Origin of the sequence: Caballeronia sp. LZ032, from assembly GCF_031451315.1 — a bacterium.
Lineage (GTDB): Bacteria > Pseudomonadota > Gammaproteobacteria > Burkholderiales > Burkholderiaceae > Caballeronia.
Genome location: NZ_JARUXP010000001.1, coordinates 918,990 through 938,438 on the forward strand (window position 1 = coordinate 918,990; position 19,449 = coordinate 938,438).

Genomic DNA, 19,449 nt, shown 5'->3' on the forward strand with positions numbered 1-19,449 from the left:
CTGGATGTGTGGTTCCGTGCCGTTGGCCGGTGCGGTCCGGCGTGGGCGTGTGACGGAATGGCGCGTGGACCGCCGAGGCGTTGTCCGGTGCTGCCGACCCGATCGGGAACAGACCGAAATTTTAGCATGGAGGCACCCGTCCCCAGTACCCATGCGCGCGAACCAAACCGGGAAAGCGGACCGAAACTGCACGAAATCCCGGCGATACGCGATGAAAAAACGCAAATTCGTTCGTATACGCAAACCGCCGCGCAGGGGGCGCGGCGGTTGCAGGATCGGCGCTAGCTGGAGAAAAGCTCAATTCTTCGTGCCGAACAGGCGATCCCCGGCGTCGCCCAGGCCCGGGACGATGTACGCGTGGTCGTTGAGATGCGAATCGAGCGAGGCGACGTACAGCTTGACGTCCGGATGCGCGTCCTGGAACACTTTCACGCCTTCGGGCGCCGCGACCAGCGCGACGAACACGATGTTCTCGCTCTGCACCTTGCGGCGTTTCATCACGTCGACAGCATGGACCGCCGAGTAGCCGGTGGCGACCATCGGATCGCACAGGATGAACACGCGCTCTTCCAGATCGGGCGGCAGGCGCACGAGGTATTCGACCGGGCGGTGGTCGTCCGCGCGATACACGCCGATATGGCCGACCCGCGCCGACGGCACCAGGTCCAGCAAGCCGTCCGACATGCCGATGCCCGCCCGCAGCACGGGCACGATCGCGAGTTTCTTGCCGGCGATCACCGGCGCGTCGATCTCGACGAGCGGCGTGGCCACGCGCTTGGTCGTCAGCGGCAGGTTGCGGGTGATTTCATAGCCCATCAGCAGCGTGATTTCCCGCAGCAGTTCGCGGAAGGTGCGCGTGGACGTGTCCTTGTCGCGCATGTGCGTGAGCTTGTGCTGGATCAGCGGGTGATCGAGGATGAAGAGATTGGGAAAGCGGCTGTCTTGTGTCATGGGTCTCGCGCGTGCTGCGCGTCCTGCTCGTGTGATGGGCTGCCGGGTCACGTCGGGTGCGATACGGCGGGTCCGGCGCGATTTCGAAGCGCGCTGGCGCCGGCGGCGCCTCGCGCGGACAGTGGCGACAGTTTACCGAAAAGGCCGCCCCAGCCTAAGAAGAATCGCGCGCCGTCGAATGCCTGCGCCGAAGCAGCCGCCGACGTTGCCGCCCCGATTCTTCTAGAATTGCGCGATGGATGAACCCGGGCGGCGAGGGCGGGGCGCAATCGGCGTCCGCCCTGCCTGCCGAACGATCACGGAGAACAGCACGATGGACATGGGAATCGCAGGGCGCACGGCGCTCGTGTGCGCGGCAAGCAAGGGACTGGGGCGCGGCTGCGCGGAAGCGCTCGCCGCTGAAGGCGTCAACCTGGTGATCACCGCGCGCACCGCGGAGACGCTCGAAGCGACCGCCGCGCATATCCGCACGCAATACGGCGTGGACGTGAAGACCGTCGCAGGCGACATCACGACGCCCGCCGGCCACGCCGCCGCGCTCGCCGCCTGCCCCGCGCCGGACATTCTCGTGAACAACGCGGGCGGGCCGCCGCCGGGCGACTTCCGCACCTTCACGCACGAGATGTGGATCAAGGCGCTGGAAGGCAACATGCTGACGCCGATCGAACTGATGAAGGCGACCATCGACGGGATGATCGAGCGCGGCTTCGGGCGCATCGTGAACATCACGAGTTCCTCGGTGAAGGCGCCGATCGACGTGCTCGGTCTCTCGAACGGCGCGCGTTCGGGACTGACCGGTTTCGTCGCCGGGGTGGCGCGCAAGGTCGCCGCGACGGGCGTCACCATCAACAACCTGCTGCCGGGCACGTTCGACACGGATCGCATCGGCGTGACGATGGAAGCGCAGGCCAAGGCGCAGAACGTCTCCATCGACGACATCCGCGCGCGCCGCGCTGAGAGTTTGCCGGCCGGACGCTTCGGCACGCCGGAGGAATTCGGCCGCGCCTGTGCGTTCCTGTGCAGCGTGCATGCGGGCTACATCACCGGACAGAACCTGCTGATCGACGGCGGCGCCTATCCGGGCACTTACTGAAACATCAGAAACATCAGAAACACCATAACGACAACGACAGGAGGATGGAGCACATGAGCACACGCGTCGCGCTGATTGCGCACGACATGAAGAAGGACGACATCGTCACGCTGGCGGGCGAGTTCGCCGCCACGCTCGCGCAATGCAGCCTCGTGGCCACGGGCACGACGGGCGGCCGCATCGCTGCGGCGCACGGGCTCGAGGTCGAGCGCAAACTGTCCGGCCCGCACGGCGGCGATTTGCAGATCGGCGCGGAGCTGGCCGAAGGGCGCGTCGACATGGTGATCTTCCTGCGCGACCCGATGACGCCGCAGCCGCACGAGCCGGACATCAACGCGCTGGTGCGCGCCTGCGACGTGCACAACGTGCCGTGCGCGACCAACATCGCGACGGCGCGCATGCTGCTCGACGACTTGCGCCTGCGCTTCGCGCGGGCGTCCTGAACCCGACACGTGACGGAGGTGAACGAACGATGACCAAGGCAATCCGATTCGACAAGGCAGGCGGCCCGGAAGTGATGAAGTGGGTTGACGTGGAGGTGGGCGCGCCGGGCAAGGGCGAGATCCGCGTCAGGCATCATGCGGTGGGGCTGAATTTCATCGACGTGTATTTCCGCACCGGCCTGTATCCGATGCCGTTGCCCGGCGGGCTCGGCATGGAAGGCGCGGGCGAGATCACGGCGGTGGGCGAGGGCGTCACGCAGTTCAAGCCGGGCGACCGCGTGGCCTACGCGTCGCGTCCGCCGGGCGCGTATGCCGAAGAGCGCGTGATGGCGGCGGATTATGTCGTCAAGCTGCCGGATGCAATCGGCTATGAAGACGCCGCGTCGATCATGCTGCAAGGACTGACCGCGCAGTATCTGCTGCGCCGGACCTATCGCGTGAAGCCGGGCGATACCGTGCTGATCCACGCGGCGGCGGGCGGCGTCGGCATGATCGCGTGCCAGTGGGCCAAGGCGCTGGGCGCGACCGTGATCGGCACCGTGGGTTCGGACGAGAAGGCCGAACTCGCGAAGGCGTACGGCTGCGACCATCCGATCGTCTACACCCGCGACAACTTCACGCAGCGCGTGCGCGAGATCACCAACGGCGCGGGCGTGCCGGTGGTCTACGACTCGATCGGCAAGGACACGTATATCGCCTCGCTCGACTGCCTCGCGCCGCTGGGCCTGTTCGTGAGCTTCGGCAATTCGTCGGGGCCGTTGCCGCCGATCGATTCGTCCGAGTTCGCCGGACGAGGCTCGCTGTTCTTCACGCGTCCGACGCTCTTCAGCTACATCGCCAAACGCAGCGATCTCGACACCATGGCGGCGGAACTGTTCGAGGTGGTCGCTTCGGGCAAGGTCAAGACCAACGTGCGCCAGCGTTATGCGCTGTCGGAAGCGGGCCGCGCGCACGAAGACCTCGAGGCGCGCCGCACCACCGGTTCGACCATCCTGCTTCCCTGATGCGGAAGCGGGACGGTTCGTGAACACCATGAACAACTGAAACATGAACGAGCCGTCCCCGACCGTCGTCCTGATCGAAGACGACAAACAGATCCGCCGCTTCGTGCGCGTCTCGCTGGAGGCGCAGGGCATGAGCGTGCACGAAGCGCTCAGCGGGCAGCAAGGGCTCGTCGAGGCGGCGACGCGCAAGCCCGACCTCGTGATCGTCGATCTCGGCCTGCCGGATGTCGACGGCATCGACGTGATCCGCGAACTGCGCGGCTGGAGCGGGCTGCCGATCATCGTGCTGTCGGCGCGCACGCAGGAAGAGCAGAAGGTCGCCGCGCTCGATGCCGGCGCCGACGATTACCTCACCAAACCCTTCGGCGTCTCCGAACTGCTCGCGCGGATCCGTGCCCATCTGCGGCGGCGCAATCAGGCGCCGGCCAGCGAAACGCCTGCCGTCAGCTTCGGCGACGTGAGCGTCGATCTCGCCATGCGGCGCGTGACCCGCAACGGCGAGAGCGTGCATCTGACGCCGCTCGAATACCGCCTGCTCGCGGCGCTGGTGCGGCATGCGGGCCGCGTGCTGACGCATCGGCAGTTGCTGCTCGACGTGTGGGGACCGTCGCATGTCGAGAGCCCGCACTACCTGCGCATCTACATGGCGCATCTGCGTCAGAAGCTCGAACGCGATCCGGCGCAGCCCGAGCACATCGTGACTGAAACGGGCGTCGGCTACCGGCTCGTGGGCGTGCAGTGACGCGGTCCTGACCCGCTCCTTATTCCCAGCCGCAGGTGATGCAGGGTTAGCGCGTGCGGCGGGTGCGCGGCGTCTACACTCGGCCAGCAGTCCCTTGAGCGCTGTCGGCCCTGTTGCACAACCTGCCTGACGATCCGAAGCGCTCCCTCGCGTTGCCTGGGAGAGAGTGATGGGCGTTTCCCGTGTCAGCGGCGCCAGCCCGGGCGCCGGGTCGTTTGCGGCTGCCGAACCGGATGCGTCGCCGCGTGCAGGGACGTCGGACGCGCAAGGCGCAGCGCCGGAGCCGCGCGACAGTCCTCAGAACGCGGCCGATTCAGCCGATGCGCGCGAGCCTGCGGATGCCGGTTCGTCTGCGTTGGCCAATGAAGCGGGAACGCCGGCGGACGGATCGAAAGAAACGAACGACGCGAACGAAGCGAACGAAGCGAACAAGACCGATCGGCCGGTTCAGTCGACCGCGTCCCAGCTCCAGGCAAGCCGGCGCGAGGACGACGTCGTGCCGGCGGCCACGCCGCCGCTGCCACGCGCCGACGTCCAGGCCGGCTCCCTGCCTTCCAGCGCCGCCGCAACCGAAGATGCGCACTCGCGCGTGAAGCGCGGCGCCTGCCAGGGCACGCCCAGCACGGATATTTTTCGCGAGCGGCGCGGCGGCGATCGGTTGCGGGCGAGAGCTGCAGATTGCGTCAAGTTCGATCAGGCCGACTATCGCAAAAAGTGCGGTTATCCGGAGACGGGCGCGTGCGACGGCATCGTCCTCGAAGCGATGCGACGCGTGGACCGAAGTGCGGAACGGCCCGATCGGACTTTGTTCTCGGAAGTGCAGGGCATGCGCCTCGACGCGGACGCCGATTCGAACTCGCCCGCGCACCGGGACTTCTGCGAGCATGTCGACAACTTCCAGACCAACGCGTACAGGCTCGGTTTCAGCCACTACACGCCGCTCGTGCCCAACAATCTCAGAGCGCGGTATGCGGCGCCCTCCGACCGGCTGCGCGCCATGCGCGACGACTTCGCGCTGTTGCAGCCCGCCGACATGGCGTACCTTCAAATCGGCATGGAGGCGTTCGGCACCCTGCAGGAACGGGGGCATGCGCTGCTCGTGCAACGCGGTGAAAGCGACAGCTGGACCATCTTCGACCCCAACAACGGCGCCTTCCGCTACGGCAGCCGGATCGAAATGCAGCGTTCGCTCGAAGGTTATCTCGATGTCGCGTTTTCCGGCACCGAATGGCGGGCCTCGCCGGTGCAGATGCAGGTCTATTCGCGGCATGGACTGGACGGATCGGCACCCGCGCCCGTGCTCGCATCCCGTCCGGGCACCCCGGGCTCCAATCCGCCGGAGTCGGACTACGACTACCAGCTGTACGCGGACACCGCGCTCCGGCCCTATCCGCTGACGCCCGCCGCGATCTTCGAGGGCGCGCGCCAGCCGCTTGCGGGCGTCGACCGCAACGAGGCGCTGGCGAGCTACGCGTTGCGGATGGTCGGCGATTACGGGATGCCGGATTTTCGCGACGCCCTCGAGCCGCTCGACCCGCGCGCGCTCGATCAGGCGCGCCGCCTGCAACTGCTCGACACCCTGCGCCGCCAGCACGGCAGCACGCCGATGGCTTCGTCCGTCGACGTGGCGCGCTTCATCCGGCATGCCGGCGACAGCGCAATCGGCAGCGCGGACCAGTTGATCAACGATCTCGCAACGCAGTTCGGTTCGAGCTACTTCGCCGACAGCGCCACGCGCGGTTCACGCAACACCATGGTCGTGATCGATCTCGCGCGCCAGACGCCGCCCGCGGACGGATCGGCCAGCGGTTTCGCCCGGAGCGATCCGCTCCTGATCCGGAGGATCACGCCGGGCAACGATTACCGCACCGACCGTTACGAGCTGCTTGCACCGGACTACGGCGTCTTTGATTACGCGGACTTCGAACACATGAGTTCGGCCGTGCGGCGCGCGTTTCTTTCCGGCCGTCATACGGAGGGCGGCGTGCGGGGCGCCGCGACGACCTGGTATGCGGAGAACGCCGGCGACACGCCGGCAGGCCAGGCCGCACTGTCCAATCCGCACGACACGCTCAATCTCTCCTTTCCGGTCGTGCCGGTGGCGGACTTGCCGCCGCCCGTCGCAACCGCGGTCAATCCGCCTTCCGGCGCCTATCCGCACGCGGATTTCAAGCGCGCAGGGGAGCGCACGCCGCGGAACGCCGAGCCGGATTTCCTGTTCAGGCCGTCGACGCTGACGCCGCTCGAGATGAGCACCGAAGGCGGCTTTCACGTGCTCGCGACGTCGCTCAAGGATGTCAATCTGGTCACGCACGACTTCGATGTCGGCTCCGGCAAACGCGACCTCGACAGCGCCGGTTATCTCGCCACGTTCGCGAATCCGGGCGTCGCGCTCGACCGTCTCAAGCGACTCGGGCGCAGCGGCTTCGTCTACGTGATCTCGCCCGGTCCCAACCTCGTGGACGTCAATGCCACGCTGGGCCGCCACGCGAGCGCGCCGGACAATCGCGAGTTCGCCGCGATGGGCACCATCGACTCGACGCAGGTCATCGGATGGTGGGAAACCAAGGATGGCGTCATGTCTGATTTCAAGGACAATCCGGCCTACCGATGGGACGTGTACGGGGCGCAGCGCACCGCCGGCGCGCAGCCGCAACTCGCGCGCTTCCCGATGAACTCGAAGGCGTGGCAGGAGCCGGCGTACCAACCGTTCGTCGTGCCGGTCGTGCGCGACGGCAAGGTGGTTGGTCATGCGCCGAAGGACAACCCCAACTTTCTCCAGGCCAATTTTTATGGCGATGCCCTCCAGCGGCTCGACGACGCCAGCCGCAGACAGGCCGCGCACGAGGAATATCGAGGACCGATGACGTTGCACGCGTACGGCGGCGGCGTGGATCATCCGGCCATCCTCTACGCGGACGCGTCGGACAATGTCTACGTGAACTGGACCTATCGCGCGAGCACCCAGTACCCCGGCAACATCAAGCGGTTCGTGATGGGGTCGGACGGGCGATTCCACTATCCGCGCGACTGGAACAAGACGTTGCGGGTCGGTTCGGATGGCTACGTGTATGTGGGCGCCGTGCCATCGTCACCGAGCCTCAACGGCGTCTTCCGCCATGTCAACGGACGCCTGGTGCATGCCGAAGACGGCAAGTACCTGACCGTGGGTCACACCGTCTATGTGCCCTTCGTCACCACGGCGTTCGAAGGAGCCCGCTCGACGTGGAAGCTGACCGGCGAGGGCGGCGTGCCGGTGACGCCGCCCGCCTCGAACCGGAACTCGTACAGCTATGCCCGCGACACTGGAACCAGCGAGGAGCTGTACCGCTTCGATCAGCGTCCGGAATCGCTCTTGCCCCCCGGCACGACGCATTTTGTGACCCACATTCCGACGCTCGGCATCAAGGGCAAGTTTCTCGACTGGATGAATCACCGGCATAGAGATTTGCCCGCCACGATCGACTGGCTGGAACGGAACAATGCGGCTTTCCTCTTCCGGGACGGCTTCTATGCTTTCGGCGTCGGCGACAACATGCTGGAAGTGCGCACGCTCGGCGGCCGCCGCGCTTACTGGATCGTGCGCGATCCGAAGACGGGGAGCATCGCCGAACTGCCGCAAACGCACATCGCGTCCAACTATTCCGTGCGTGCCGACGTCTGGGAAGGCATCGAGGCGCGGGCGCGACTACGCGAGCGGCTCCGTTCGATACTTTCGAATTGAGCGCCGTGCGCGGAACCTTGCCGCCCGCGCGTCATTCCGCTGCGCCCGCCGGACGCGCGCGGCCTTGACGGCGCGCACGCCGGGCTTCCGCGCGGATGCGGAAGCGGTCCATGTAGAGATAGACGACCGGCGTGGTGTAGAGGGTGAGCATCTGGCTGACGATCAGCCCGCCGACGATCGCGATGCCGAGCGGCGCGCGCATCTCGGATCCCTCGCCGGTGCCGAAGGCGAGCGGCAGCGCGCCGAGCAGGGCGGCGGCGGTCGTCATCATGATCGGGCGGAAGCGCAGCAGGCACGCCTCGCGGATCGCGTCGCGCGGCGTGGCTGCGCCGTGGCGCGTGGCCTCGATCGCGAAATCGACCATCATGATCGCGTTCTTCTTCACGATGCCGATCAGCAGGATCACCGCAATGAAGGCGATGATGCTGAACTCCGTCTTGAAGAGCAGCAGCGCGAGCAGCGCGCCGATGCCCGCCGAGGGCAGCGTCGAGAGAATCGTGATCGGATGGATATAGCTCTCGTACAGCATGCCGAGCACGATATACACCGCCGCAAGCGCCGTGAGGATCAGGATGGGCAGCGTGCTGACCGACTGCTGGAACGCCTGCGCCGTGCCCTGGAAACTGCCGTGGATCGTCTGCGGCATGCCGATCTCGGCCATGGTCTCGTAGATCGCGGCGGTGGCGTCGGAGAGCGACTTGCCGGGCGGCAGGTTGAACGAGATGGTCGAGGCGACGAACTGACTCTGGTGATTCACCGACAGCGGCGTGTTGCCCGGCCCGAACTTCGCGATGGCGGACAACGGCACCATGGTTTCCTTCGACGTGGACACCGCCGCGCCCGACGACGAGCCGCTCTTTCCCGTGGCGGCGATCGCATTGGTGGCCGAGTTCTTCACCGCGGCCAGCGCGAGCGCCGCGCTGGTGTCCGTCGCGCTGGTGGAAGCGCCGCCCGCGCCGGTCGAACCGGTGGCCGAGGTCGAAGCCGTGGAGGTGGTGCTGGACGTGGTGGTGGATTGCGTCGAGGACGAACCGCTCGCCGTGCCGCCCGAGGTGCTGATCCAGATCTGCTTGAGCATCTCCGGGTCCTGCCAGTATTTCGGCGCGAGTTCCATGACGACGTGGTACTGCGACAGCGGGTTGTAGATGGTCGAGACCTGGCGCTGACCGAATGCGTCATACAGCGTGTTGTCGATCTGCGCCGGCTTGATGCCGAGGCGCGCGGCCGTGGAACGGTCGAACGTGACCATCGATTCGAGTCCGCCCTGCTGCTGGTCGGAATTGACGTCGGCGAGTTCGGGGCGCTTCTGCAGCGCGTCGGTGAGAATCGGCCCCCACTTGTAGAGATCGGCGGTCGTGTCCGACAGCAGCGTGAACTGGTATTGCGCGTTGGATTGCCGCCCGCCCACGCGAATGTCCTGCACCGCCTGCAGGAAAGTGCGCGCGCCGGCGACATCGCCGAGCGGCGCACGCAGGCGGTTGATGACCTGATCGGCGGAGACCTTGCGCTCGCTCTTCGGCTTGAGCGAGATGAACATGAAGCCGCTGTTGGTCGAGCGCCCGCCCGTGAAGCCGGCGACGCTGTCCACCGCCGGATCGGCCTCGACGATCTTCATCATCTGCGAGAACTTGCCTTTCATGGCCTGGAACGACGTGCTCTGGTCCGCCTGAATGCCGCCGATGATGCGTCCCGTGTCCTGCTGCGGAAAGAAGCCCTTCGGCACGATCACGTAGAGGAACACGTTCAGGAGCACGGTGGCGAACAGCGTCATCAGGATCAGCCGCGGATGCGCGAGCGACCAGTCCAGCGTGCGCGTATAGCCGCCCTGCAGGCGCTGGAACTGGCGTTCGAGCCATTGCGCGATGCGGCCTTCCTGCCGGCGCTCGCCCGGTTCTTCGAGCAGGCGCGAGCACATCATCGGCGTGACGGTGAGCGACACGACCAGCGACACCGCAATGGCGAGCGACAGTGTCAGCGCGAACTCGCGGAACAGCCGCCCGATGATGCCGCCCATCAGCAGGATGGGCAGGAACACCGCCACCAGCGACACGCTGATCGACACCACCGTGAAGCCGACTTCGCGCGCGCCGATGATCGCGGCCTGCATGCGCGGCACGCCTTTCTCGACATGCCGCGTGATGTTCTCCAGCACGACGATGGCGTCGTCGACGACGAAGCCGGTCGCGATGGTCAGCGCCATCAGCGAGAGGTTGTCGAGCGAGAAGCCCAGCAGGTACATGGCCGCGAACGTGCCGATGATCGAGATCGGCACGGCGACGCTCGGGATCAGCGTCGCGCGCCAGTTGCGCAGGAACAGGAACACGACCATCACGACCAGCGCCACCGCGATCACGAGGGTCGCTTCGGTATCGTGCAGCGACGCCCGGATGGTGGTCGAGCGGTCGGCGGTCGGCGTGATCTGCACGTCGGCGGGCAGCGCGGCCTGCAATTGCGGGAGCATCGCCTTGACGCGGTCGATGGTCTCGATGATGTTCGCGCCTGGCTGGCGGTAGAGAATCACCAGCACCGCGCGCTTGTTGTTGATGAGACCGAGATTGCGCAGGTCTTCCACGGAATCGACCACTTCGCCGACGTCCGAGAGCTTCACCGCCGAACCGTTGCGGTACGCGACCACCAGGTCCTTGTACTGCGCGGCCTTGCTCGCCTGGTCGTTGGTGTAGAGCTGGATGTGCGTGCCCTTGAACTCGATCGCGCCTTTCGGGCTGTTCGCGTTCGCCGAGGCCAGCGCGGCGCGCACGTCTTCGAGTCCAATGCCGTAGTGGAACAGCGCGCCCGGCTCCAGTTCGACCCGCACCGCCGGATTCGCCGAGCCGCTCACGTCCACTTCGCCGACGCCCGGCACCGTGGACAAGGTCTGTTGCAGCACCGTCGCGGCGGAGTCGTAGAGCGCGCCCGGCGTGCGCGTGGGCGAGGACAGCGCGAGCACCAGAATGGGCGCGTCGGCCGGGTTCACCTTGTGGTAGGTCGGGTTGCTGCGCAACGCCGTGGGCAGGTCGGCCCGTGCTGCGTTGATGGCGGCCTGCACGTCGCGCGCGGCGCCGTCGATGTCGCGGTTCAGACCGAACTGGAGCGTGATGCGCGTCGTGCCGACCGAGCTCATCGAGGTCATTTCGCTGACGTCGGCGATGGTGCCGAGATGCCGTTCGAGCGGACTGGCCACGCTGGTCGCGACCGTCTCCGGGCTCGCGCCGGGCAGCGACGCCTGCACCGAGATGGTCGGGAAATCGACCTGCGGCAGCGGCGCGACCGGCAGCCGCACGAACGCGAACATGCCCGCGAGCGCAATGCCGATCGCGAGCAGCGTGGTCGCGACCGGCCGGTCGATGAAGATGCGCGACAGGTTCATGACTCAGCGTCCCTCACCGGCGGCGGGCGTGCGCGGCCCGTTCGTCGTGCCGCGATGAAAGCGCGCGCGCAGCTTGCGGGCGAGCGAATCGAAGCCGAGATAGATGACCGGCGTCGTGAACAGCGTCAGCAACTGCGACACGATCAGGCCGCCCACGATCGCGATGCCGAGCGGATGGCGCAGTTCCGAGCCCGCGCCCCAGCCGAGCATCAGCGGCAGTGCGCCGAGCAGCGCGGCCATGGTGGTCATGAGAATCGGCCGGAAGCGCAGCAGGCAGGCCTGGAAGATGGCTTCACGCGGCGGCTTGCCTTCCTCGCGCTCGGCTTCGAGCGCGAAGTCGATCATCATGATCGCGTTCTTCTTCACGATGCCGATCAGCAGCACGATGCCGATGATGCCGATGATGTCCAGGTCGTGCCCGGTGATCATCAGCGAGAGCAGCGCGCCGACGCCCGCCGAGGGCAGCGTCGAGAGAATGGTGATCGGATGGATGAAGCTCTCGTACAGCACGCCGAGCACGATATACATCGTGACGATGGCCGCGAGGATCAGGAACAGCTCGTTCGACAGCGACGCCTGGAACGCGAGCGCCGCGCCCTGGAAGCGGATCTGGAACGAGGCGGGCAGGCCGATGTCCTGCTTCGCCTGCTCGATGGCCTTCACGGCTTCGCCGAGCGACGCGCCCTTGGCGAGATTGAAGGACACGGTCGTGGCCGGGAACTGGCCCAGGTGCGTGACGAGCAGCGGCGCCGCGCGTTCGTGGAACCTGGCGATGGCCGAGAGCGGGACCTGTCCGTTGGTCGCGGTGGAGGAGGGCAGGTAAATGCCGTTGAGCGTGTCGCTGTAGTGGGCGTCGCTGGGCTCGGCCTCCAGGATCACGCGGTACTGGTTCGACTGCGTGAAGATGGTCGAGATGATGCGCTGGCCAAAGGCGTCGTACAGCGCGTTGTCGACGGTGGCCGGCGTGATGCCGAAGCGCGCGGCCGTCGCGCGGTCGATCTCGATATACACCGACTGGCCGTTCTGCTGCAGGTCGGTCGCGACATCGGTCAGCACCGACGTTCCTTGCAGGCGCGCGACGAGCTTCGGCACCCATTCCGCGAACTCGGACGGATTCGGGTCGGTCAGCATGAACTGGTATTGCGTCGGACTGACGGTGGAGTCGATCGTCAGGTCCTGCACCGGCTGCATGTACAGCTTGATGCCCGGAATGTCCGCCACTTCGCCCTGGATGGCGCGGATCACGTCGCTCGACGTGTCGCTGCGGTCGTCGCGCGGCTTCAGGTTGATGAGCATGCGGCCGCTGTTCAGTGTGATGTTGGTGCCGTCCACGCCGATGAACGACGTCAGGCTTTCCACGTCCGGGTTCTGCAGGATCTTCTTCGCGAGCGCCTGCTGCTGGTCCGCCACGGCCTGGTAGGACGCGGCCTGCGGCGCTTGCGTGATGGCCTGGATCACGCCGGTGTCCTGCACCGGGAAGAAGCCTTTCGGAATGTAGATGTAGAGCACCGCCGTGAAGACCAGCGTCAGCACGAAGACGAACAAGGTGGCGTGCTGGCGGGCCAGCACCCAGTTCAGCGCCACGGCATAGCGCCCGATCACGTAGTCGATGAACCGGTGCGCGCGCGCCTCGAAGCGCTTGCTGTCCTTCGGTGGCGTGTGGCGGAGCAGCTTGGCGCACATCATCGGCACGAGCGTCAGCGACACCACCGCCGAAATCACGATGGTCACCGCGAGCGTGATCGCGAATTCGTGGAACAGGCGGCCCACGACATCGCCCATGAAGAGCAGCGGGATCAGCACGGCGATCAGCGAGACCGTCAGCGAGATGATGGTGAAGCCGATCTGCTTGCTGCCCTTGAGCGCGGCTTCGAGCGGCGATTCGCCTTCTTCCACGTAGCGCGCGATGTTCTCGATCATCACGATGGCGTCATCCACGACGAAGCCCGTCGCGATGGTCAGCGCCATCAGCGAGAGGTTGTCCAGCGAGAAGCCGCACAGGTACATGACCGCGAGCGTGCCGACCAGCGAGAGCGGCACCGAAAGGCTCGGGATGATGGTCGCGTAGACGTTGGCGAGGAACAGGTAGATGACCAGCACGACCAGCACGACCGAGAGCAGGAGCTCGAACTGCACGTCGCGCACGGACGCGCGGATGGTCGTCGTGCGGTCGGTGACCACGCGCACGTCGAGCGCCGCGGGCAGCGACTGCTGCAACTGCGGCAGGATCTGCTTGATGCTGTCCACCACCGCGATCACGTTCGCGCCTGGCTGGCGCTGCACGTTCAGGATGATCGCGGGCGTCGAATCGACCCACGCGCCGAGCTTGGTGTTCTCCGCGCCCTGCACGATGCTCGCGACGTCGGTGAGCATCACCGGGCGGCCGTTGCGGTAGGCGATCACCGCGCTCTTGTAGGCGTCGGCGTCGGTGAGCTGGTCGTTGGCGTTGATGGTGTAGGCGCGCGTCGGACCGTCGAAGTTGCCCTTCGGCGTGTTGACGTTGAGATTGGCGATGGTCGTGCGCAGGTCGTCGATATTGAGGCCATACGACGCCAGCGCGCGCGTGTTCGCCTGAATGCGCACCGCGGGGCGATTGCCGCCGCTGACCGACACCAGGCCCACGCCCGCCACCTGTGAAATCTTCTGCGCGAGACGCGTGTCCGCGAGGTCCTGCACCTGCGTCAGCGGCAGGGTTTTCGAGCTGACGGCGAGCGTCATGATGGGGGCGTCGGCAGGATTCACCTTCGCGTAAATCGGCGGTGCGGGCAGGTCCGAGGGCAGCAGGTTGCCTGCCGCGTTGATCGCCGCCTGCACTTCCTGCTCGGCGATGTCGAGCGGCAGGTCCAGGCTGAATTGCAGCGTGATGACCGACGCGCCCGCCGAACTCTGCGACGACATCTGGTTCAGGCTTGCCATCTGGCCGAACTGCTTCTCCAGCGGCGCGGTGACGCTCGACGTCATGACGTCGGGCGAGGCGCCTGGATAAAAGGTCTGCACCTGGATGGTCGGATAGTCGACGGCGGGCAGCGCGGACAGCGGCAGGAAGCGCAGCGCGACCAGTCCGACCAGCATGATTGCCGCCATCAGGAGCGCCGTGCCGACCGGACGCAGAATAAAAAGACGAGATGGGTTCATGCGGTATTCGTGACCTGAAGCTCGGGGTTACTGCTGCGATTGCGTCTGCTGACGCCGATGCCCGCCGTGATGCGCGCCGGAAGCGCCAGAAGCGCCCGAAGCGGCAGAGGCGCCTGACGCACCCGACGCACCCGAGGCACCTGAAGCACCCGAAGCCGCGTTCGCCTTCTCGGCCGGGATGGTGATCTTTGCGCCTTCCTTGAGGCGGTCGGAACCGTCGATCACCACGCGCTCGCCCACTTGCAAGCCGGATTTGATGCTGGTGCGCTCGCCGTCCACCGGGCCGGCCTTCACGTTGCGCACGGTCACGGTGTTGTCCGGCTTGACGACATACACGAACGCGCCCGACGAGCCGTTCAACACCGCCGGCGTCGGCACGATGGTCGCGTTCTTGATGACATCGACGAGCAGCTTCGTGTTCACGAACTGATTCGGAAACAGCATGCCGCCCTTGTTGTCGAAGGTCGCGCGCAGCTTGACCGTGCCCGTGGTGGTGTCGATCTGGTTGTCCACCGTCTCCAGATAGCCGGATTCGAGCGCCGTGGTGTTGGCGCGGTCATAGGCCGTGACCGACATCTTCGTGCCCGCGTGCAGCGGCTTCAGGATGGCGGCGAGGTTGTCCTCGGACGTGGTGAAGATCACGCTGATCGGCTGCAGCTGCGTGATGACGACCACGCCGTTGGTGTCGCCGGTCGTCACGTAGTTGCCCGGATCGACCTGGCGCAGGCCCACGCGCCCCGACACCGGCGCCGTGATGCGCGCATAGGTCAGGTCGAGCTTGTAGGTATCGACGTTGGCCTGGTCGGACTTGACCGCGCCTTCGTATTGCTTCACGAGCGACGCCTGCGTGTCCACCTGCTGCTTCGCGATGGAGTCCTGCGACAGCAGCGTCTGGTAACGCTGCAGGTCGAGGCGCGCGGTCTGCAGCAGCGCTTCGTCGCGCGCGAGCTGGCCTTGCGCGTTGCGCAGCGAGATCTCATACGGACGCGGGTCGATCTGCGCGAGCAGGTCGCCCTTCTTGACCATCTGCCCTTCCTGGAATGCGACATTCATCAGCGTGCCGTTCAGCTGCGTCTTCACCGTGACGTTGGCGAGCGGCGTGACGGTGCCCAGCGAGTCGATGACCACGGGCATCTCGCCTTGCGTGACGCTTGCGACATGTACCGGCTGCGGCTGGTTCGTCGCGTTCGCGGCGCCGCGCCGGCCGCCTTGCCGCGCTTCATGCTGGGCGCCCGGGGCGCTCGTGCCATTGCGGTTCCACGGATGCCACCAGGCCAGCGCGCCCGCGACGATCAGCACCGCGATGATCAGCGGCACGACTTTGCGACGGCGGGTGGTGGCATAAGGGTGAGCAGCCGGCGAAGCGGGCGAGGGAGGCGTCGGGCGCGGTTGCCCTGAAGGATTCTTGTGGTCGTCCATCTGTTCGGTGGCTGGGTCTTTCGATTCTGTCTTGCGAGGACGCGGATGAGGAATCAATCACGGTTCGGAGGCGCGCGGTGCGCGGCACGCGAATCGCCGGGCAGCGCAGGCTCCGGCGCATGACGGGACCGACGGGCGCGTCGGGGCAGCTACCCGCGAGCAAAGCCGTCGACCTTAGCAAGCTGCAAGCCCGGCGGGGCGCCGACACGCGCGAAGCATGATGCTACGTCCCGCGTCCGGACCCGTCCACCGGTCATTCTTTCGGCTGATTACGACTGTTACACGGGCGGGTTGGCAAGCTTTCGACGGCTTTCCACGAGCGTGCAACAGGCGCAGGCTTCCGGACACGGCGGGCCGCGTAGTTTAACCGGCCCGCGTGACTCAACCGGCGGCGTGGACGGCGGGCGCCGGATGCGTGCCGCCGATCTCGCGCACGATGTGCTCGACGCATTCGAGCAGCGCGGGCGCGACGGTGTCGATCAGTTTTTCGCGCGGGCATTGATAGGCAGCGCCGCCGCAATTGACCGCGTAGCGTTCCTCGGACGGACCCACGAAGCCCGCCGCGACCGCGTTCAGCCCGTCGTGCCACTCACCGACCGACATGGCAAAGCCGCGCTGCAGCGCGTCGTCGAGGCCGCGTTGCAGACTGCTGGCAATGGACGGCCATTCGTCGCCCGAGGCGGTCTGCAGGCTGCCGATAAGCGCGCGCCGGTCGGTTTCGGCCAGCGCCGCGAGGTAGGCGCGCCCGACGGACGTCCGGGTGAGATCCATCCGGCCGCCGACTTCGAGCCGCGAAACCAGGACGGCGGAGCGCGGACGGATGGCGTCGATGACGACCATTTCCAGACGGTCACGCACAGCGAGATGCACCGAAAGTCCGGTTCGCTCGGCAAGCTGTATCAGAAAGGGCCGCGCGCGAGCACGAATATCGAAATTGCGTAAGAATCCGTTGCTGAGCTCCAGCACGGAGGCGGTCAGGACGAAGCGTTCGCTGTCCGGAAGCCGGTACAGCAGGCCGGCGCCGACCAGCGTTGCGGTGATGCGCGAGACGGTCGGCTTCGGAATGCCCGTCCAGTCGGTCAGTTCTCGGTTGCTGACGGGCGCGTCGGCGGCGGCGATGCGGCGCAATACGTCGAGGCCTCGCGCGAGCGCGGTGACTTCCTCGCCGTCTTTCTCTCGGGTTCTCTCTTTACCCGTGGACCGGTCATTTTGCATGTAAGCCTGTTTTTTATGAAACGTTGTTCCGAAGGTCGGGGGCGCGACATTCTACCGGGACAAATCTCAAAGCTTGCAAGCGATGCAAGTCATGACGATAAGCTGCATCAGCGATGAACTTTTTGGTACACCATGCTTTTTTCGGTAATAAAGTTGGGCAGTTGTCCGGAGTCAGAAATTTTGCTTGACTTGGGCAACGTTCCCATAAAAAATGGAATTGAATTTCGAAACTTGATAGCGACGTGCGCTTTTGCGCTTTCCGTTCTCAGACTTCGGGATACCGTCTCTCAGGTTCTAGCACGGCCCTCGGAATGGCTAGAACTTTTAAGGCGCTGCGGAAACGCAGCGCCTTTTTTTTTTGTCCGCCGAGGTCTGATGCTTTGACCCGAATATACCTGCAAAGCAGCCCGGCGAGGGGAATGAAATGCCTCCTTTCATGCGTGCGGCGCCGTCCGGAACGCAAGCCTGGCTGACGTCAGGCGGACAACGGGTCCACTGGACCGCCGCAAGCTTTCAGCTTCGATGGTTGAAGACGCGGCGCTGTCTCAGGATACGTCGGCCACGAAGCAGCCAATAAATGCTCGCGAGCGTCAGGAGCACGGCGACGCACATGACGAACAACGGCGAGATGCGTTCGGGCGCTGGCGGGCTGGTAGCCACGAACAACGCCGTGAAGAGTGCGACGGCGGCCTGAAAGAAGGAGCGGGCGGCCACGCTGCGGCGCAGGCGGGGCGTAGTGAAGCGCGAAACCGGCGGGCGGGCGAACGGTTCGAACAGCATCATCCCTGCAGTGAGGGCGATGGCGATACTCATGAAAAACATGGTGGGAGATTTTCGTGAAGGGCGGGACGCGAGGAAATATATGCGAACCGCATAGCCTGCCAAAACTAGAAGTCTCCTAAATGTAGAAGAATTACTCTATCTGAAACGGTTTGCCTGATTTTTTCGAGAAATTGACTTACGGATGCTTCTCTGCGGATCTCGGCGACGGCCAGGGTTTTCCTTTGATGCAAGGTTGAGTGAAGTCGCTGGCGCAAGGATGTTTGCCGGCGTCGGGCAAGGCGCGTTCGACGAAGTCTGGACGGGACCAGCGTATGATGTGCGCCAGTTTTGATCCGGATTCCTCCCTTGCATCGGGGGCAAATACGGGGTTCTCAGCGTCGCGCGCCGCCGCGCACGCATTGCGACAAACGACAGACGACGGAAGGCAACACCATGCAGATGACTCCCTTGACCCGCATCGCGGTCGCGCTCGGAGCGCTCGCCTTGCTCGCGGCCTGCGAGAAGCACGACGCCACGGCCGGCCAGGCGGTCGGCGCATTCAATAATCTGGCGAGCCAGACGGGCCAGAAATTCGATCAGGCGGCGAGTTATGTCGGCCAGAAGGTCGATGCGGCGAAACAGTCGGCACAGCAGAATTTCGACAACGCCGGTTCGATGCCCGATATCTCCGCGAGCGGCGTCGCGGCCTCGGCGCGCGCCAACTTCGACAACGCGGCCAGCGCCACCCAGGCCGCGATCAACAACGCGGCGAGCGCGACCGGCGCGGGCCTGCAATCGGCGGGACGCAAATTGCAAGACTGGTCGACGCGTCCGGACGGCGCGCAGGCGGGCAGCCAGACGGGCGTCCAGGCATCCGGCGCGACGGCCAGTTCGGACCCGGGCAATGCGCGCGCCGAAATGGACAAATGACGCTTTCCCGCACAGAAAGCGGCTCCGTTCAAACGATCTGACGAATCGGCATGCAACCGATGGCTAACATTCGGTTACGTCCGCATCGGACGGCCGGCAGTTCGCAGCCGCTAAACTGGCGGTCTTTTGAAAACCGGTATCGTCATGAAGTCATGCAAACGCGCGCGTGACGGCGCGTGGGCGTTCGTCGCGATCTTCTGGCTGGCGACCTGCGCGCGCGTGCGGCGAGCGTCGCCAGCACCGCTGTTCGCTGTCCTGCAGTTCGCTGTCCTGCTGTCCGTCGTTTCCTTCGCGCATGCCGCACCCGCGCTCACGCTGCCTTCCTTCGAAGAGCTGATCAAGCCCGCGGCGCCTGCATCGGCGCCGGATGGGGCACCGAACGCAGTGGCGCCCACGGCGTCCGACGCCGACATGGTGCGCTCGCTCGACACGCTCATCGCCACGCTCGACAGCGACCGGCAACGCACCGCACTGGTCGCGCAACTCAAGCGCCTGCGCGACGCGAAGCGCGCGGCGCTGGCCGGCGTCTCCGCGCCAGGCGCCGGGGCTGCACCGGCCGGCGCTGAAACAGCGGACGTCAGCCCCGCCCCCGGCAGGAGCGCCGATGCCGCGAGCGGCGCCAGCGATGCGTCAACGGCGGCAGTCGCGCCGGCATCGTCGAATT

12 protein-coding genes and 1 pseudogene are annotated in these 19,449 nt (G+C 65.9%); 7 read left to right on the forward strand and 6 right to left on the reverse strand.

The genetic code is table 11. The features are described from left to right. Nucleotides 1–297: 297 nt before the first annotated feature. Nucleotides 298–951 carry a uracil phosphoribosyltransferase gene (gene upp / locus QCE69_RS04280; protein WP_309914871.1) on the reverse strand — a complete coding sequence of 218 codons (654 nt, stop codon included), beginning with the start codon at nucleotides 949–951 and terminating at the stop codon, nucleotides 298–300. Nucleotides 952–1,264: 313 nt separating this feature from the next. Between upp and QCE69_RS04285 the strand changes: the two genes are divergently transcribed. The 5 genes from QCE69_RS04285 (at nucleotide 1,265) to QCE69_RS04305 (ending at nucleotide 7,957) form a co-directional block, all read left to right on the forward strand. Further along, nucleotides 1,265–2,044, forward strand: coding sequence for an SDR family oxidoreductase (locus QCE69_RS04285; protein WP_309929583.1), 780 nt, complete (start codon nucleotides 1,265–1,267; stop codon nucleotides 2,042–2,044). Nucleotides 2,045–2,097: 53 nt separating this feature from the next. Next, on the forward strand, nucleotides 2,098–2,487 hold the full coding sequence (locus QCE69_RS04290) for a methylglyoxal synthase (RefSeq protein ID WP_309807847.1): 390 nt from the start codon (nucleotides 2,098–2,100) through the stop codon (nucleotides 2,485–2,487). A gap of 29 nt (nucleotides 2,488–2,516) precedes the next feature. Next, nucleotides 2,517–3,491 carry a quinone oxidoreductase gene (locus QCE69_RS04295; protein ID WP_309929586.1) on the forward strand — a complete coding sequence of 325 codons (975 nt, stop codon included), beginning with the start codon at nucleotides 2,517–2,519 and terminating at the stop codon, nucleotides 3,489–3,491. A gap of 43 nt (nucleotides 3,492–3,534) precedes the next feature. Continuing rightward, the gene (gene kdpE, locus QCE69_RS04300; RefSeq protein WP_309914881.1) at nucleotides 3,535–4,233 is read left to right on the forward strand and encodes a two-component system response regulator KdpE; all 699 of its coding nucleotides are present in this window, start codon (nucleotides 3,535–3,537) and stop codon (nucleotides 4,231–4,233) included. 169 nt (nucleotides 4,234–4,402) lie between these two features. Then, entirely contained in the window at nucleotides 4,403–7,957 is a 3,555-nt protein-coding gene (locus QCE69_RS04305) for an enterotoxin A family protein (protein ID WP_309929587.1), read from the forward strand. Between the two features lie 31 nt (nucleotides 7,958–7,988). Here QCE69_RS04305 and QCE69_RS04310 read toward each other — a convergent pair whose 3' ends face one another. From QCE69_RS04310 to QCE69_RS04330, 5 genes are all read right to left on the reverse strand, one after another. Continuing rightward, nucleotides 7,989–11,324, reverse strand: coding sequence for an efflux RND transporter permease subunit (locus tag QCE69_RS04310; RefSeq protein ID WP_309929589.1), 3,336 nt, complete (start codon nucleotides 11,322–11,324; stop codon nucleotides 7,989–7,991). 3 nt (nucleotides 11,325–11,327) lie between these two features. Then, entirely contained in the window at nucleotides 11,328–14,459 is a 3,132-nt protein-coding gene (locus tag QCE69_RS04315; protein WP_309929591.1) for an MdtB/MuxB family multidrug efflux RND transporter permease subunit, read from the reverse strand. Between the two features lie 27 nt (nucleotides 14,460–14,486). Then, complete coding sequence (locus QCE69_RS04320) at nucleotides 14,487–15,878, reverse strand: MdtA/MuxA family multidrug efflux RND transporter periplasmic adaptor subunit (RefSeq protein WP_309929592.1); 1,392 nt, start codon at nucleotides 15,876–15,878, stop codon at nucleotides 14,487–14,489. Between the two features lie 381 nt (nucleotides 15,879–16,259). After that, complete coding sequence (locus QCE69_RS04325; RefSeq protein ID WP_309914896.1) at nucleotides 16,260–17,093, reverse strand: IclR family transcriptional regulator; 834 nt, start codon at nucleotides 17,091–17,093, stop codon at nucleotides 16,260–16,262. A gap of 513 nt (nucleotides 17,094–17,606) precedes the next feature. Continuing rightward, complete coding sequence (locus QCE69_RS04330; RefSeq protein ID WP_309929594.1) at nucleotides 17,607–17,906, reverse strand: hypothetical protein; 300 nt, start codon at nucleotides 17,904–17,906, stop codon at nucleotides 17,607–17,609. Nucleotides 17,907–18,308: 402 nt separating this feature from the next. Here QCE69_RS04330 and QCE69_RS04335 point away from each other — a divergent pair, with 402 nt between their 5' ends. Together QCE69_RS04335 and QCE69_RS04340 are read left to right on the forward strand one after the other, a co-directional pair. Beyond that, nucleotides 18,309–18,785, forward strand: a complete 477-nt coding sequence (locus tag QCE69_RS04335) for a hypothetical protein (RefSeq protein ID WP_309914900.1) — start codon at nucleotides 18,309–18,311, stop codon at nucleotides 18,783–18,785. Between the two features lie 144 nt (nucleotides 18,786–18,929). Beyond that, a pseudogene (locus tag QCE69_RS04340) lies at nucleotides 18,930–19,449 on the forward strand (mechanosensitive ion channel protein MscS); the annotation flags it as partial.

Bases quoted from the DNA above. Each gene is read 5' to 3' on its own strand.
- upp (WP_309914871.1), bottom strand. From the start codon at position 951: ATGACACAAGACAGCCGCTTTCCCAATCTCTTCATCCTCGATCACCCG.
- QCE69_RS04285 (WP_309929583.1), top strand. From the start codon at position 1,265: ATGGACATGGGAATCGCAGGGCGCACGGCGCTCGTGTGCGCGGCAAGC.
- QCE69_RS04290 (WP_309807847.1), top strand. From the start codon at position 2,098: ATGAGCACACGCGTCGCGCTGATTGCGCACGACATGAAGAAGGACGAC.
- QCE69_RS04295 (WP_309929586.1), top strand. From the start codon at position 2,517: ATGACCAAGGCAATCCGATTCGACAAGGCAGGCGGCCCGGAAGTGATG.
- kdpE (WP_309914881.1), top strand. From the start codon at position 3,535: ATGAACGAGCCGTCCCCGACCGTCGTCCTGATCGAAGACGACAAACAG.
- QCE69_RS04305 (WP_309929587.1), top strand. From the start codon at position 4,403: ATGGGCGTTTCCCGTGTCAGCGGCGCCAGCCCGGGCGCCGGGTCGTTT.
- QCE69_RS04310 (WP_309929589.1), bottom strand. From the start codon at position 11,324: ATGAACCTGTCGCGCATCTTCATCGACCGGCCGGTCGCGACCACGCTG.
- QCE69_RS04315 (WP_309929591.1), bottom strand. From the start codon at position 14,459: ATGAACCCATCTCGTCTTTTTATTCTGCGTCCGGTCGGCACGGCGCTC.
- QCE69_RS04320 (WP_309929592.1), bottom strand. From the start codon at position 15,878: ATGGACGACCACAAGAATCCTTCAGGGCAACCGCGCCCGACGCCTCCC.
- QCE69_RS04325 (WP_309914896.1), bottom strand. From the start codon at position 17,093: ATGCAAAATGACCGGTCCACGGGTAAAGAGAGAACCCGAGAGAAAGAC.
- QCE69_RS04330 (WP_309929594.1), bottom strand. From the start codon at position 17,906: ATGAGTATCGCCATCGCCCTCACTGCAGGGATGATGCTGTTCGAACCG.
- QCE69_RS04335 (WP_309914900.1), top strand. From the start codon at position 18,309: ATGCAGATGACTCCCTTGACCCGCATCGCGGTCGCGCTCGGAGCGCTC.